The 14,358-nt window shown below is 63.3% G+C and carries 13 protein-coding genes; 5 read left to right on the top strand and 8 right to left on the bottom strand.

Features of this window, described 5'->3' with window-relative positions:
• Nucleotides 1-213: 213 nt before the first annotated feature.
• A complete protein-coding gene (locus FJV80_RS25780; RefSeq protein ID WP_095790794.1) occupies nucleotides 214-780 on the top strand; it encodes an isoprenylcysteine carboxylmethyltransferase family protein in 567 nt (188 codons plus the stop codon).
• A 27-nt stretch (nucleotides 781-807) separates the two neighbouring features.
• Here FJV80_RS25780 and FJV80_RS25785 read toward each other — a convergent pair whose 3' ends face one another.
• The 5 genes from FJV80_RS25785 to ettA all read right to left on the bottom strand — a co-directional run bounded on the left by FJV80_RS25785 (nucleotide 808) and on the right by ettA (nucleotide 5,672).
• Nucleotides 808-1,224 (bottom strand): GFA family protein, encoded by a 417-nt coding sequence (locus FJV80_RS25785; protein WP_095790793.1) that lies wholly within the window; start codon nucleotides 1,222-1,224, stop codon nucleotides 808-810.
• 289 nt (nucleotides 1,225-1,513) lie between these two features.
• Nucleotides 1,514-2,635 (bottom strand): beta-ketoacyl-ACP synthase III, encoded by a 1,122-nt coding sequence (locus tag FJV80_RS25790; RefSeq protein WP_095790792.1) that lies wholly within the window; start codon nucleotides 2,633-2,635, stop codon nucleotides 1,514-1,516.
• A 131-nt stretch (nucleotides 2,636-2,766) separates the two neighbouring features.
• Nucleotides 2,767-3,102: a hypothetical protein gene (locus FJV80_RS25795; protein WP_095774030.1), complete on the bottom strand. Its 336-nt coding sequence runs from the start codon at nucleotides 3,100-3,102 to the stop codon at nucleotides 2,767-2,769.
• Nucleotides 3,103-3,205: 103 nt separating this feature from the next.
• Nucleotides 3,206-3,976, bottom strand: a complete 771-nt coding sequence (gene tam, locus FJV80_RS25800) for a trans-aconitate 2-methyltransferase (RefSeq protein WP_095790791.1) — start codon at nucleotides 3,974-3,976, stop codon at nucleotides 3,206-3,208.
• 46 nt (nucleotides 3,977-4,022) lie between these two features.
• Nucleotides 4,023-5,672, bottom strand: a complete 1,650-nt coding sequence (gene ettA, locus FJV80_RS25805; RefSeq protein ID WP_142877780.1) for an energy-dependent translational throttle protein EttA — start codon at nucleotides 5,670-5,672, stop codon at nucleotides 4,023-4,025.
• Nucleotides 5,673-5,927: 255 nt separating this feature from the next.
• Here ettA and FJV80_RS25810 point away from each other — a divergent pair, with 255 nt between their 5' ends.
• Complete coding sequence (locus FJV80_RS25810) at nucleotides 5,928-7,214, top strand: GGDEF domain-containing protein (RefSeq protein ID WP_095790789.1); 1,287 nt, start codon at nucleotides 5,928-5,930, stop codon at nucleotides 7,212-7,214.
• A 42-nt stretch (nucleotides 7,215-7,256) separates the two neighbouring features.
• Here FJV80_RS25810 and FJV80_RS25815 read toward each other — a convergent pair whose 3' ends face one another.
• Nucleotides 7,257-8,264, bottom strand: coding sequence for a ribonuclease (locus tag FJV80_RS25815; protein ID WP_142877781.1), 1,008 nt, complete (start codon nucleotides 8,262-8,264; stop codon nucleotides 7,257-7,259).
• Between the two features lie 183 nt (nucleotides 8,265-8,447).
• Between FJV80_RS25815 and FJV80_RS25820 the strand changes: the two genes are divergently transcribed.
• The 3 genes from FJV80_RS25820 to FJV80_RS25830 all read left to right on the top strand — a co-directional run bounded on the left by FJV80_RS25820 (nucleotide 8,448) and on the right by FJV80_RS25830 (nucleotide 12,322).
• The gene (locus FJV80_RS25820; protein ID WP_142877782.1) at nucleotides 8,448-9,377 is read left to right on the top strand and encodes an alpha/beta hydrolase; all 930 of its coding nucleotides are present in this window, start codon (nucleotides 8,448-8,450) and stop codon (nucleotides 9,375-9,377) included.
• 123 nt (nucleotides 9,378-9,500) lie between these two features.
• Complete coding sequence (locus FJV80_RS25825; RefSeq protein WP_142877783.1) at nucleotides 9,501-10,676, top strand: CaiB/BaiF CoA-transferase family protein; 1,176 nt, start codon at nucleotides 9,501-9,503, stop codon at nucleotides 10,674-10,676.
• The gene (locus tag FJV80_RS25830) at nucleotides 10,673-12,322 is read left to right on the top strand and encodes a thiamine pyrophosphate-binding protein (RefSeq protein WP_142877784.1); all 1,650 of its coding nucleotides are present in this window, start codon (nucleotides 10,673-10,675) and stop codon (nucleotides 12,320-12,322) included. The genes FJV80_RS25825 and FJV80_RS25830 overlap by 4 nt, the downstream gene beginning before the upstream one ends.
• Before the next feature lie 45 nt (nucleotides 12,323-12,367).
• Here FJV80_RS25830 and FJV80_RS25835 read toward each other — a convergent pair whose 3' ends face one another.
• Both FJV80_RS25835 and FJV80_RS25840 read right to left on the bottom strand, forming a co-directional pair.
• The gene (locus FJV80_RS25835; RefSeq protein WP_095773903.1) at nucleotides 12,368-12,811 is read right to left on the bottom strand and encodes a CHRD domain-containing protein; all 444 of its coding nucleotides are present in this window, start codon (nucleotides 12,809-12,811) and stop codon (nucleotides 12,368-12,370) included.
• Nucleotides 12,812-12,962: 151 nt separating this feature from the next.
• Complete coding sequence (locus FJV80_RS25840; RefSeq protein WP_142877785.1) at nucleotides 12,963-14,246, bottom strand: cystathionine gamma-synthase family protein; 1,284 nt, start codon at nucleotides 14,244-14,246, stop codon at nucleotides 12,963-12,965.
• Nucleotides 14,247-14,358: the final 112 nt, after the last annotated feature.

A 14,358-nucleotide genomic window follows, 5' to 3' on the forward strand; every position in this document is an offset into this window, starting at 1 on the left:
CCCCCCCGGCGGCCGCATCACCGTGCCCCTGGCGCGGCAATATTGGGGAACCAGCTTCGGCATGCTGGTCGACGCCTATGGCGTGCAGTGGATGTTCAGTTGCTCGGGTCAATAAGGCGAAGGATCACGATCTTCTTACCGGAAATGGAATTGGTGCCGCATTGCCGCCGCGTCGGATCGCTTTCATGTTGGCGAGACACTGTGGAGGTTCTCATGCGCCCCGCGACGGCAATCGCGCTGCTCTGGCTGATCTGGGTGGTCACCTGGATTGCGGCCGCCGTGTGGGCTGATCCGGCTCAAAAACGCGCCACCATCGGCGCAGAGGTCCGCTATCGCATCTTCTGGCTGGCAGGCACCGTTCTGCTGTTCGTCCCGGCGCACCGCTATGAAGGCAGGTTGAGATTGTGGACTCCGACCCTGGCCGAGGCCTGGGCCTGCATTGCCCTGATCGCCATCGGTCTCATCTTCTCGTGGTGGGCGCGTATTCATTTGGGCAGGCTGTGGTCGGCCTCGGTCACCGCCAAGGCAGACCACCGCGTCGTCGATACCGGCCCCTACGGCCTCGTTCGCCACCCGATCTACACAGGATTGCTGCTGGCGCTCCTCGCCACCATGATGGCGAAAGGCACTGTCTGGGGCATTGCTGGTGTCGCACTGCTCACCATCGGCATCGTCATGAAGGCAAGACTCGAGGAGCGCTTCCTGCGCGGCGAACTTGGCCCGGCCTATGACGACTACGCGCGGCGGGTGCCGATGCTGGTTCCCTTTACGCCGGCCTGACACGCCAAGGTGCGTTGGAACGACAGCTCAGCCCGATTTTTTCGCCCCACTGCCTTGCCGGAAATGCTCGACGGCACCGTCGATTTGAACCCAATCATGTTTCGATTGCTCGAAGATCGACCGGACTGGCGGCGGACAGTTCGGGTCGGTCAGCGCCCCGACGGCGACGCCGATCATCATTGGCAGCCTGTCGGCTTTCCAATAGACCGTCGAGCCGCAGTTGGGGCAGAAGTAGTTGTGCACCTTCCCGCCGCTTGCCGCATCGCGGGTGAATTCCTTCGCGGTTCCGGAGATGGCAACGGCCTCGGCCGGATAAAAGGCGCCGACGCCGAAGGGGGCCCCGGTTCGGCGCTGGCAGTCGAGACAGTGGCAGGCGACAACCAGTTTTGATGGTCCTGCCAGCGTCAGCAGGAGGGCACCGCAACTGCATCGGGCATCGACCATTGCAACTCTCCTTTTCTGGAAACGGGATCGCGTTGATCCAAGCTCGGATACCCCCGACACAGGCTGTGCGAGGGTCAAGTCAGGTTGAACGACAGTGGAAAACGGTGCGAAGCGACCAAACCAGATGGTTTTCGAGAACCGGAGCGGAGCGTACTTAAGTACGTTAGCACCGGCCTACGCCGGCCGCAGCCTTAACTGCACGACCACTCATGACTGCTTCGGCCGGCGAAGGCCGGAAGCGCAGAAAGCCTTCGTTTGCAGGCCGGCATCACCTGAATATCGGCGCACGTTAAAGCATCCGGATGAGAGCGCCGCCTATCGAATACCCCGCGCCAAAGGCGCAGATCAAGCCGAAATCGCCGGGTTTCATGTCGGCATGGTTCTCCGACAGCGCGACGATGGCACCGGCGCCCGCCGTGTTGCCCAGCCGCTCCAGTACCATCGGCGCGCGATCGTTATCGACATCGTGGCCGAACGACAGTTTCAGGATCATCGCATTCATGCGCGCATTGGCCTGATGCAGCCAGAAGCGCCTGATCGCCTGCGGCGTCAGTCCGTGCTCGGCCAGGAATTCGACGATGAATTTCTGGCCGGCGACGGTGACTTCCTTGAACACCTTGTTGCCGACCTGTTTGATCAGATTGCCTTCCAGATTGATCATGTAGGGATCATCCTGGGCGGTGCGGGTGTGGTAGCCGAGATTGGTTCGGATGTTGTTCGACATCTGCGTCCACAGCCGCGTGTCCAGCACCTCGAAGCGCCCCGGCCGTTTGTCGCCCTGGGCAAGCCCCTCCACAACCATCGACACCGAGGCGTCGCCGAAGATGAAATGCGTCTGCCGGTCGCGGAAATTGAGATGTCCGGTGATGATTTCCGGCGTGGTCACCAGGATGCGCTTGTGCGCGCCCGAGCGCACCAGATTGACCGCCATGTGAAGCGCGGCCGCCGCTGACGAACAGCCGAGTCCCATGTCGAAGCCGGCGCCGGTGGTGCCCAGCGCTTCCTGCATTTCGATTGCGATCGCCGGATAGGGCCGCTGGTGGTGAGAGGCCGAGCAGATGATCAGGTCGATCTGGGACGGTTCAAGTCCGGCATGGTCGAGCGCCTTCCTAGCCGAGGCGATGCCGAACTCGGCCTCCAGCGACAGCGCATCGTCGGGTCGCGCGGGAATGCGCGGCGTCATGCGGGTCGGGTCGAGAATGCCTTCGCGCTCGATGACATGACGGGATTTCACGCCCGAGGCGTGGACGATGAAGTCGCTGTCGGATTTCTGCAGCAGCGCCTCTCCGGTGCCCTGACGGCGCGCATTCTCCGTGTCGACCCAGCTGTTGAAGCTCTCGACCAGTTCTTCATTCGTGATGACAGCTTCAGGAATTTCAGCGCCGATGCCGCTGATGATGACGCGATGCATGTTTCAGTCCGTCCCATCCGCAGGCGTTGCGGCTTCATGTGGGCGCCGAAACGCTTCGGCGCAACACTTTTCTCATCCGGCCGGTTTACGCCGGCTTAAACCAAATGTTGAGGCGGACTTGAACCGGGATTTCACCAGGCGCACAGCTTGGTGTTGGTCTGCGGGTTGTTCCAGCAGGCGCCGTCGTCACGGCTGCGCACGAACTGCCCCGGCAGCGGCACGTTGCGGCGACCGAGATTGACATAGCCATAGGCAAAGCCCGGCCCGTCGATCTCCAGCACATAGGTCGGGTAACCCGGCGCCGATATCCGGAAACTGCCGGCATCATCGATCGTGCGGTAGCTGCACGGGAAATACCCATCATCCGACGTGAAGCAGCGCGCCCGCTTGGCTTGCGCCGAAACCGAGAACGCCACGAGGGCGGCCGCGCACACGCCGCCGCCATAAAGCAATCTTTTCAAACTCATCATTCCCCCTGCCGTGCGGCCATCATGGCCCCACGCGGTGAATCGGGCATGACGGCGAAACCGGCTCAAGCCACGGCAATCGACCGCAGGCGAAGCGGATAATCTAGCCGGCCCGCTTGGCGACAATGAAGATACGCGGGAAGCGCAGCAGCACCTTGCCGTTCGCCATTCTGGGATAGGCCTGTTTGACCTTGGCCGTGTAACTATCCAGGAACATCTTGCGCTCGTCGGCGTCCAGCGGATCGAGGAACGGCTTCAGCCCGGTCGATCTCACCCATTCGACGATCGCCTCGGCGTCGGCCAGGGGATGGTTGTAGGCCGTATGCCAGATATCCAGCCGGTCGGAGAGCGGCGACAGCAGGTCGTAATAGAACGACACCGGCGGCAACGGTCCGCGCGCCGCACCCTTGAGCTTGTCGGCGAACGGCATTTCGGCGGCGGTTTCCCGCATCGCTTGATGCGAAGGCTCAAGCAGGTTGTCCGGCATCTGGACGGCCAGCGCGCCACCAGGCGCCAGAAAGCCCATCAGCCGCTGGAACACCGCCGGATGCGTGGGCAGCCACTGGAACACCGCGTTGGCGAAGATCACATTGACCGGTTCGGCCGGCTGCCATGTCGACGCGTCCGCCAGGTCGAAACTGACATTGGGCAGGCGTGCCCTCGCCTTCTCGATCATGTCGGGAGAGGTGTCGAAGCCACTCACCTGCGCATCCGGCCAGCGCTCGACCAGAAGCTCGGTCGAATTGCCAGGCCCGCAGCCTATGTCGACGACCCGGCGCGGGAAGTCGACCGGCACTTGCGCGGCCAGATCGCGCGCCGGCCGCGTGCGCTCATCCTCGAACTTCAGATATTGGGCGGCGGACCAATCAGCCATTTGAACTCCTCATGTGGCTTTGAGAATTCACCGCCCTAGTGATCCCCTACCGCGTCAGCCGCTTGTGCGTCATGCGGTGCGGCGCTGCCGCTTCCGCACCGAGGCGGCGCAGCTTGTCCTTCTCATATTCCTCGAAATTGCCTTCGAACCATTCTACATGCGCGTCGCCTTCGAAGGCCAGCATGTGCGTCGCCATGCGGTCGAGGAACATGCGATCGTGGCTGATGATGACGGCGCAGCCGGCATAGGCTTCGAGCGCGTCTTCCAGTGCTCCCAGAGTTTCGGTGTCGAGGTCGTTGGTCGGTTCGTCGAGCAGCAGGACATTGCCGCCGCCCTTCAGCATCTTGGCCAGATGCACGCGGTTGCGCTGGCCGCCCGAAAGGTTGCCGACTTTCTGCTGCTGGTCGCCGCCGCGGAAGTTGAAGGACGAGCAATAGGCGCGGCTGTTGATCTCGTGCTTGCCGAGCTTGATGATTTCGGCGCCGCCGGAGATTTCTTCCCACACGGTCTTGTTGGCATCGAGCGCGTCGCGGCTCTGGTCGACGTAACCGAGCTTGACCGTCTCGCCGATGCGCACGGTGCCCGCATCCGGCTTTTCCTGGCCGGTGAAGGTCTTGAACAGCGTCGTCTTGCCGGCGCCGTTCGGGCCGATGACGCCGACGATGCCGCCCGGCGGCAGCCGGAACGACAGGTTCTCGATCAGAAGCTCGTCGCCAAAACCCTTGTTGAGGCCTTCGACCTCGATGACGACATTGCCGAGACGCTCGCTCGACGGAATAACGATCTGCGTGTCGGTCGGCTTGCGGCTCTGCGACTGCTCGAGCAGTTCCTCGTAGGCCTTGATACGCGCCTTCGACTTGGTCTGGCGCGCCTTCGGCGAGGACTGGATCCATTCGCGCTCGCGCCAGATCGACTTCTGACGGGCGTCGTCCTCGCGGCCTTCCTGGATCAGGCGCTTGGCCTTGGCATCGAGATATTTGGTGTAGTTGCCCTCATAGGGAATGCCGCGGCCACGGTCGAGCTCGAGGATCCACCCGGTGACATTGTCGAGGAAGTAGCGGTCGTGGGTGATGATCAGCACCGAGCCGGGATAGTCGCGCAGGTGCTTTTCCAGCCACGCCGTGGTCTCGGCATCAAGATGGTTGGTCGGTTCGTCGAGCAAAAGCAGGTCGGGCTGTTCCAGAAGCAGCCGGCAGAGCGCCACGCGGCGACGCTCGCCGCCGGACAGGTTGGTCACTTCGGAATCGCCAGGCGGACACTGCAGCGCGTCCATCGCCATCTCGACCTGCTGCTCGAGATCCCACAGGTTGAGCCTGTCCATCTCGTCCTGCAGCTTGGCCGACTCGTCCGCCGTCTCGTCGGAATAATTCATCATCAGCTCGTTATAGCGCTCGATGATGGCGGTCTTCCTGCCGACGCCGTCCATGACGTTTTCAAGCACGGTCTTTGAGTTGTCGAGCTGCGGCTCCTGCGCCAGGTAGCCGACCGTGGCGCCCTCGGCCAGCCATGCCTCGCCCTGAAACTCCTTGTCGAGCCCGGCCATGATGCGCAGGATGGTCGACTTACCCGAACCGTTGGGTCCGAGAATGCCTATCTTGGCGTCCGGATAGAAGGACAGATGAACATTATCGAGCACCTTCTTGGTGCCATAGGCCTTCGACAGGCCGGACATGTGATAGATGAACTGGCGTGCCACGCGCGCTTTCCCTGAAAAACTGACTGAATTGTCGATTTGAATGGAGGTTGGCCGCTATGTAGGCGATGCGGCGGCGAACGGCAATCGCTTTTGCCGGATCAGGCTGAACACACGGGCAAGTGTGTGCTGACTACCGAAGTTTTCCGCGCTCACGAACCGCGTTGAAATCTCCGGTTAACTCTTCCGCGTCAAAACAGGATCGGGGTGGAATCGCTGGCTGGCCGCGATTCCAGTAGAGAAAGCGGATCGACGGCAGTGCTGAACAGTTTCCTGCTCCTTGCCGAAGCGGTCGTCTACTTCAGCGTCATGGTGACGCTGTTCCGCTTCCGCAAGCGCATTGGTCTCGGCGTCTTCGTCTGCGCGCTCGGCGTCATGCATTTCCTGGAAACCTATCTCGCCAGCGTCTTTTATGTCGCACTGCCGTTCGGCTTGGTCTCGCCGGGCTCGGCGGTGCTGTTTTCGGGCAAGCTGGTGATGCTGCTCCTGCTCTACATCAAGGAGGACGCCGCCACCGTGCGCCAGCCCATCTATGGCCTGCTGCTCGGCAATGCGGTGATGATCGGGCTGGTATTGCTCTTGCGCCTGCACGCCATAGCGCCGCTCCCCGACGGCAAGCTGCCCGATATCGGCTTCATCGACGAGATGGGCTGGTTGATGGTGTGGGGCACGACCCTCCTGTTCATCGACGCCATCCTGATCGTCCTGCTCTATGAAAGACTTGGGCGCACCCTGCGCAAGGCGCAGTTCGCGCGCATCCTGATCTGCGTCGCCTGCGTGCTGACCTTCGACCAGGCGGGCTTCTTCACCGCGCTTCATTTCGTCGCCGGCGCGCCGATCGCTGTCTTCTTCGGCGGCTGGTTCGCCAAGATGGCGGCGGCCCTGGCCTTCAGCGGCATGCTCGTGGCCTACCTCAGATGGTTCGAGGCCCGCGATATTGCGCTGCCGCGCGGGCTGACCGACATTTTCGAAACGCTGACCTATCGCGAGCGCTATGAAGCGCTGGTCGAGCATGTCGGCCGCGACGGCCTGACCGGCCTGCTGCATCGCGGCCGCTTCGACGCCGACGGTGAAGCCGCCGTCGAGCTCAGCCTGCGCACGGCGAAGCCCCTCAGCCTGCTGATCATCGATGTCGACCATTTCAAGTCGATCAACGACCGGTTCGGCCATGCCGAAGGCGACAAGGTGCTGAAAGCGATCGCGGCCCTGCTCCGCGAAGTGGCGAGCGCCGAAGACCAGGTGTTTCGCATCGGCGGCGAGGAGTTCGCCATCCTCAGTTCGCGCCCGCATCCGGTCGCCAGGCTGTTTGGCGAAAGCATCCGTTACGCCGTCAAGGCATCGCCCGTGGCCAGCCGCTTCGAGCTGACCGTCAGCGCCGGCGTTTCAACCGTCAGCGAAACGACGCGCTGTCTTGCCGATCTGTTCGCCCTCGCCGACCAGCGCCTCTACAAGGCGAAGTCGACCGGACGCGACCGCGTCGTCGGCGAGCCCGGCGGCCATGAGCCGGACGCCGCCATCGCCTGGACCAAGTCGGCGCAGTTCTGATCGAGGATTTCTCTGTCGCGCAATGCCGGCCAGCCGCCTGTGCTACTGGAACCCGATCGCGTCGACGGTGCCTATCGGGCAACCGGCCTTGTTGGTCGGTACGGAAGCCAGCAACAGGTCCTTGAGCGAACTGCTCGGGCTGATCGGGCCGGCAAGGCCGAGCGTCAATTCACCGATCAGCCGCCGGCCGTTGGACGGATCGATGACGCAGGACACCCGCACGCGATCCCCGGCCCCGGCGCCGAAGGCCTGGTCGAAGGCGCCACGGATCTGGTCCGCCGTCAGCTTGCCGCCAATGGTCTTGGCGAAGAGCTCGCGCACCGGCGAGCCATTCACCTGTCGCATCAGGCCGAGCGCGTCGGAGAAGTATTCCTGCTGGTTCTTGCCGTAGCAGGTGCCGTGCTTGATCCATTCATGCCGTTCCAGCTGGGAGGCCGTGCCCGGCATCACCTGGTCGAGCTCCTTGCGGGTGCCGGCGTCCAGATTGACCGGCGGCAGATCCTTCCAGTGAGCAGGATTGTCGTTGGCCTTGTCGCTGGCCGCCACCTGGCAATAGAAATTGCCGTTCGGCTGCGGCCACAGCCCATGCAAGGTGAAGTTGGTGGCGTCGAACTCATTCGGGTTCTGCGCCCTGCATTCGGTCTTGCTCGACTTGGTCTCGCAAAAAGCCGGCTGCCAGCTCAGCGCGAAGACATATTCGGGCTTCCCCGAGGCGGCCGGCTTGCCTTGTCCGCCAGGTGCCGCAGGCGCTGTCGCGGCACTGCTGCCCGCCAGATGGCCGCAAGTGACCTTCACCCAGCGGCGTTCCGGATCGGCGCCCGGCACCAGGATCAGATAATGCGTCGGCGCGTCCTTGTTGCCGGCAAGCAGCTGGTAGCTCTGTCCGGCATCGGTCGAGACGTTGCCGGGGTTCTTGCCGTTCTTGATGGCTTGCGTTGCCGGACAGGCCGCATCGGCAACGAAGGTGCCGCTCATCTTGACTTCGGCATGCGCAGCATTGGCCAGCGATACCGCCAGCATAGCCAATCCGAAAACGACACCAATGCGCATGAGAAATCCCCGGCTGAGAAGTGGGCGACAGACTGAAGCTGTCTCCATGTCAGAATTGCGATATTTTGCGGGTCGAACGCAAGAAACATCGTCGCGCAAAAGCATTTGCTGTGGATTGACGCGTAACCGGCGGCGGCGCAAACAAAGCCAACAACGATAAAACGAGGGGGAGAGCGGGCGGCCATGCCTTTCAATCAGCAACGCATGGTCCACTCATCGACCGGCGCCGATCTCAATCTCCTCGTCAGCCGCGCTGAAGGCAAGCCGCGCGCGGTCGTCCAGATCAACCACGGCCTGGCCGAGCACGCCGCGCGCTATGCCCGCTTTGCCGATTTTCTCTCCGCGCGGGGCTTCCACGTCTATGTCCATGACCATCGCGGCCATGGCGGGACCAAGGCCTCCGATGCGCCGCTCGGCAAATTCGCCGACGAGGATGGCCCGGCCAAGGTGATCGCCGATGTCAATGCCATCCACGATCTCATCTCCGGCGAATGCCCGAACCTGCCGGTCATCCTTTTCGGTCATTCGATGGGCGCGTCGGTGGCGCTGAACTACCTTTTGGAGCACTCCCCGCGCATCCATGCCGCCGCGATCTGGAACGGCAATTTCTCACAAGGGCGGCTTGGGCAGGTAGCGCTCGGCATTCTCGCCTGGGAGCGGATGCGGCTGGGCTCCGACGTCCCGTCCCGCCTGCTGCCGAAACTCACCTTTCAGGCCTGGGGCAAGGCGGTGCCCAATCACCGCACGCCGTTCGACTGGCTGTCGCGCGACGAGGCCGAGGTGGCGAAATACATCGCCGATCCGCTGTGCGGCTGGGATGCCTCCGTGTCGATGTGGCGCGACGTGGTCTCGATGGCGATCAACGGCGGCAAGGATGCCGCCTTCGCCGGCGTCCGGCGCGGCCTTCCCATCGCCGTCGTCGGCGGCGAGAAAGATCCCGCTTCGGACCATGGCAAGGGCATCATCCACCTTGCCAATCGCATGCGCGGGATGGGCTTTTCGAATCTCGTTTCAAAGGTTTACGCCGACACCCGCCACGAAAGCCTGAACGAGGTGAACCGCGATATCATCATGAACGATTTCGCCACCTGGGCCGACAGCGTGCTGAAATAGCGACCTGCATCCTTTTCGAACCGGCCCGTTGGCCTATTGCAAGGGCCGTGACAGCCGATGCCGGGCTTGATAGAGGCTCTGCTTTCGCGGCAATCATGGTGATTGCGGCAATCACGGTGATTTATGGCCGAACCACCCCTGAAAGGCGTCCGCGTCGTCGAACTCGCCCGCATCCTCGCCGGGCCATGGGCCGGGCAATTGCTTGCCGATCTCGGCGCCGACGTCATCAAGGTCGAAAGTCCCGATGGTGGCGACGACACCCGCAAATGGGGCCCGCCCTTCGTCATGAGCCATGACGGCGAGAACCTGTCGGCCGCCTATTACCATTCCTGCAACCGCGGCAAGCGCTCCATCGCTATCGATTTCTCGACGCCGGAGGGCGCCGAGACCGTGCGCCGGCTGGTCGCGACCTCGGATGTGCTGATCGAGAATTTCAAGCTCGGCGGCCTGAAGAAATACGGGCTCGACCATGACAGCCTGCGCAAGATCAACCCGCGCCTCGTCTATTGCTCGATCACCGGCTTCGGCCAGGACGGGCCCTATGCGCCGCGCGCCGGCTACGACTTCATCATCCAGGCCATGGCCGGCATGATGTCGATTACCGGCGAGGTCGGTCGCGAGCCGCAAAAGGCCGGCGTCGCCATCTCCGACATCTTCACCGGGCTCTATTCGGTCATCGCCATCCAGGCCGCGTTGCGCCATGCCGAGCGGACCGGCGAAGGCCAGCATATCGACATGGCGCTGTTCGACACGCAGATCTCGGCGCTCGGCAACCAGAACCTCAACTATCTCGTCTCCGGCAAGTCGCCGGTGCAGATGGGCAACGCGCACATGAACATCGCGCCTTACGAGGTGGTGCCGGTCCGGGACGGCCACATTATCCTTGCGGTCGGCAATGACGGTCAGTTCGCCAAATTCTGTGCAGCGGTCGGGCTGGATGAACTGTCGACCAATCCCGACTTCGCCACCAATCCGGCCCGGGTCGCCAACCGGGTGAAGCTGCGCGAACGCATCGTCGAGGCCTTGAGCACGCTCGATCGCGACCCGCTGCTGGCAAGGCTGGAAGCGGCAAGCGTGCCGGCGAGCCCGATCAACACGATCGGCCAGATGTTCGCCGACCCGCAGACGATCGCGCGCGGCATGCGGCTCGACCTCGACGACGGCCATGGCAATCTTCTGCCCTCGGTGCGCGCGCCGATGGTGATGTCCGGCACGCCGCTCGTCTATGAGCGCCCCTCGCCGCGCCTGGGCGAACACACCGACGAAATCCTTGCCGAACTGGAGAGATCAGCGAAATGAAGACCGGTGGACAACTGATCGTCGAGGCGCTGGAAGCGAACGGCACCGACCGCATCTTCTGCGTGCCCGGCGAATCCTATCTGGCGGTGCTCGACGCGCTGCACGATTCACCGATCCGCACCATCGTCTGCCGCCAGGAGGGGGGTGCCGCGATGATGGCCGACTGCCAGGGCCGGCTGACCGGCAAGCCCGGCATCTGTTTCGTCACCCGCGGCCCCGGCGCCACCAACGCGTCCGCCGGCATCCACATCGCCATGCAGGATTCGGTGCCGCTCATCCTGTTCATCGGCCAGGTTGCCAGCCATGCCAAGGAACGCGAGGCGTTCCAGGAGGTGGACTACAAGAAGTTCTTCGGCGACATCGCCAAATGGGTGATCGAGATCGATGACGCCTCGCGCATCCCCGAATTCGTCACCCGCGCCTTCGCGGTCGCGACGTCGGGCCGGCCTGGCCCGGTCGTCATCTCGCTGCCCGAAGACATGCTGACCAGCGAGGTCGAGGCTCCGGAAGCGCTCCCCCACACGCCTGTCGAGACCTATCCCGGCGGGGCCGAACTCGACGCGCTGGAAATGCTGCTCAACGGCGCCAAGCGACCATTCGTCATCCTCGGCGGCACACGCTGGAATGAGGAAGCGGTTGCGCGCATGCGCGCCATATCGGAGACATGGTCGCTTGCCGTCGGCTGCTCTTTCCGCCGCCAGATGCTGTTCGACCATCTTCACGCGAACTACGCCGGCGACGTGGGCATCGGCATCAACCCCAAACTGGCGGCGCAGATCAAGGCGGCCGACGTCGTGCTGTTGATCGGCGGGCGCATGGGCGAGATGCCCTCCTCCGACTATACGCTGCTGAAAAGCCCCTACCCCGACCAGGCGCTGGTGCACGTCCACGCCGACGCCGGCGAGCTCGGCCGCGTCTACCGGCCGACGCTGGCGATCAACGCCTCGCCCGCCGCCTTCGTCGAGGCCTTTGCCAAGCGCAAGCCCGCCGGCACGCCATCCTGGTCAGCCGAGACAGCCAAGGCACATGCCGCCTATCTCGAATGGTCGACGCCGCCGCAGACGGGTCCGGGCGACGTGCAGATGGGTCCGATCATGACCTATCTGGAACAGGAGTTGCCGCACGACGCCATCTTCGCCAACGGCGCCGGCAACTACGCCACCTGGGTGCATCGTTTCCACCGCTTTCGCCGCTTCGGCACGCAGGCGGCGCCGACCTCCGGCTCGATGGGCTACGGCACCCCGGCCGCGGTCGCCGCCAAGGCGCTTTATCCGGATCGCACCGTTATCGCCTTTGCCGGCGACGGCTGCTTCCTGATGAACGGCCAGGAGTTCGCCACCGCCGTGCAATATGACCTGCCGATTATCGTGATCGTCGTCAACAACGGCATTTACGGCACCATCCGCATGCATCAGGAACGCGAATACCCCGGCCGCGTCGTCGCCACCGATCTCAGGAATCCCGACTTCGCGTCGCTGGCACGCGCCTATGGCGGCCATGGCGAGACGGTCGAGAAGACGGCGGATTTCGCGCCGGCCTTCGTGCGAGCCCGCGCCAGCGGCAAGCCAGCCATCGTCGAAATCAGGCTCGACCCCGAAGCGATCACGCCAACCCGCACGATGACGCAGATCCGCGACAAGGCGTGATCCAAAAAAAGGGGCGGTCGCCCGCCCCTTTTTAAGCGATTTCCGCTACTTTGCCGCCTCGATCTGGCCGCGGATCTCGCCATCTTTGTTGGCGGCGGTGTGGACGTTGACATAATAGTTGCCCGCCGCCAGGTCGGCGGCCTGCGCGTCCGTCAGCGTTGCCGAACCCTTGATCGGGCTCTTGAGCTTGCCTTTGAACGGGATGACCGGATCGGCGTTCGCACCCATCGCAGCCGGGCCGTGAATATGCGCTGCCGTCGCCGGTCCGCTAAGGCCGGAATATTTGACGTTCCAACTGAGTTTCTTCTTGGTGGTGTCGAAGGTGAGCGTGGCGGTGCCTTTGCCCTTGGTGGTGACGGGCGGGTTCTGCTGGCCGCCATCGAGCGTTGCCTTGTACTTCACCACCTCGGCCATTGCTGGCGAAGCGAGCAGGAACGCGGTCGAAACGGCCAGCGCCGAAAGCACCGGCAGGAAAGAATATGTGCGCATGAAGAACCTCCGATTGGCTGCCGCATGCGTCGCTGCTCCCCCGGCGCGCGCATGCCTCAACTGCAACGGCTGGGCGACGCAATGTTTCCCTGAACACGAATTTGTGAAGAAAGGGCGATCGGCCGCCCCTTCCGGCGTCCCGAGAGAGAAATCAGACCGACGCCAGCGCCTGCGTCAGGTCCGCGATCAGATCGTCCGGATGCTCGACACCGATCGACAGCCTGACCGTGGTCTCCAGCACACCGATGCGCTGGCGCACGTCGAATGGAATGCCGGAATGGGTCATGGCGGCCGGATGGCTGGCGAGCGACTCGGTGCCGCCGAGACTTACCGCCAGCTTGAAGATCTGCAGGGTGTTGAGAAAGGCGAAAGCCGCCTTCTCTCCGCCTTTGATGTCGAAGGAGAAAGTCGAGCCAGCGCCGCTGCATTGCCTCACATAAGCGCGCCCCCCCGGCGTATCCTCGCCCAGGAACGGCAGATAATGCACCTTCTCGACCTTGGCATGATCGCGCAGGAATTCGGCGACCAGGCGCGCATTGTCGTTGGCCCGCTCCATGCGGATCGACAGCGTCTCCAGCGAACGGCCGAGCATCCAGCAGGAATGCGGGTCGAGCTGCGTGCCGATCGCGCCGCGCAGCGCCTTGATCGGCTTAGTGACCGCCTTGCTGCCCATGGCCGCGCCCGCGATCAGGTCGGAATGGCCGCCGACATATTTGGTCAGCGAATAGACGGAGACATCGGCGCCATGCTCGATCGGCCGCTGAAACACCGGGCCGAGCAGCGTGTTGTCGCAGACGATGATCGGTGTTGACCCTTGGCTCGCCCCAATCTCATCAGCGATCGTCCGCATCAGCGCGATATCGACCAGGCTGTTGGTCGGATTGGACGGCGTCTCGATCAGGATGACTGAAACACGCCCCTTCACCACCGAGGCATCGGCGGCTGCCCGAACCGCCTTCTCGTCGACACCATCGGCGAAACCGACGGCGCCGATGCCGAAGCCGGACAGCGTGCGCGTCAAAAGCGTCTCGGTGCCGCCATAAAGCGGCTGCGAATGCAGGATGACATCGCCCGGACGGGCATAGGCGAGCAGTGTCGTCGCGATCGCCGACATGCCGGAGGAAAACAGGATACAGGCGTCCGTCCCTTCATAGATCGCTAGCCGGTCCTCGACGATCTCGCTGTTGGGATGGTTGAAGCGCGAATAGACGAGACCCGACGCCGTGCCGCTCGGCGGTTCCTTGCGGCCGGACGTGTAGTCGAAGAAGTCGCGCCCCTCTTCCGCCGATTTGAACACGAAGGTCGAGGTCAGGAACACCGGTGGCTTGACCGCGCCTTCCGACAGCTGCGGATCGAAACCATAGCTCAGCATCAGCGTCTCCGGATGGAGCTTGTGGTTGCCGATATGGGTTTTCGACGGGCGTGGCGCGGTCATGGCTTTTCCTGCTTTCGAGGGATGTCGCCCCGCAATTTATGCGATCCCGATCAGCCAGTCCTTGCTATTCTCGGGCTCACATGGCTGCATGCCGGCAACAAACAGCCTAAAG

It is taken from the genome of Mesorhizobium sp. WSM4310 (assembly GCF_007003935.1).
Taxonomy (GTDB): domain Bacteria; phylum Pseudomonadota; class Alphaproteobacteria; order Rhizobiales; family Rhizobiaceae; genus Mesorhizobium.

Excerpts from the sequence above, each read along its gene's own strand:
- FJV80_RS25825 (WP_142877783.1), top strand. The coding sequence starts at position 9,501 with ATGGCCGAACCACCCCTGAAAGGCGTCCGCGTCGTCGAACTCGCCCGC.
- FJV80_RS25785 (WP_095790793.1), bottom strand. The coding sequence starts at position 1,224 with ATGGTCGATGCCCGATGCAGTTGCGGTGCCCTCCTGCTGACGCTGGCA.
- FJV80_RS25835 (WP_095773903.1), bottom strand. The coding sequence starts at position 12,811 with ATGCGCACATATTCTTTCCTGCCGGTGCTTTCGGCGCTGGCCGTTTCG.
- FJV80_RS25790 (WP_095790792.1), bottom strand. The coding sequence starts at position 2,635 with ATGCATCGCGTCATCATCAGCGGCATCGGCGCTGAAATTCCTGAAGCT.
- FJV80_RS25830 (WP_142877784.1), top strand. The coding sequence starts at position 10,673 with ATGAAGACCGGTGGACAACTGATCGTCGAGGCGCTGGAAGCGAACGGC.
- FJV80_RS25815 (WP_142877781.1), bottom strand. The coding sequence starts at position 8,264 with ATGCGCATTGGTGTCGTTTTCGGATTGGCTATGCTGGCGGTATCGCTG.
- FJV80_RS25820 (WP_142877782.1), top strand. The coding sequence starts at position 8,448 with ATGCCTTTCAATCAGCAACGCATGGTCCACTCATCGACCGGCGCCGAT.
- FJV80_RS25840 (WP_142877785.1), bottom strand. The coding sequence starts at position 14,246 with ATGACCGCGCCACGCCCGTCGAAAACCCATATCGGCAACCACAAGCTC.
- FJV80_RS25795 (WP_095774030.1), bottom strand. The coding sequence starts at position 3,102 with ATGAGTTTGAAAAGATTGCTTTATGGCGGCGGCGTGTGCGCGGCCGCC.
- FJV80_RS25780 (WP_095790794.1), top strand. The coding sequence starts at position 214 with ATGCGCCCCGCGACGGCAATCGCGCTGCTCTGGCTGATCTGGGTGGTC.
- tam (WP_095790791.1), bottom strand. The coding sequence starts at position 3,976 with ATGGCTGATTGGTCCGCCGCCCAATATCTGAAGTTCGAGGATGAGCGC.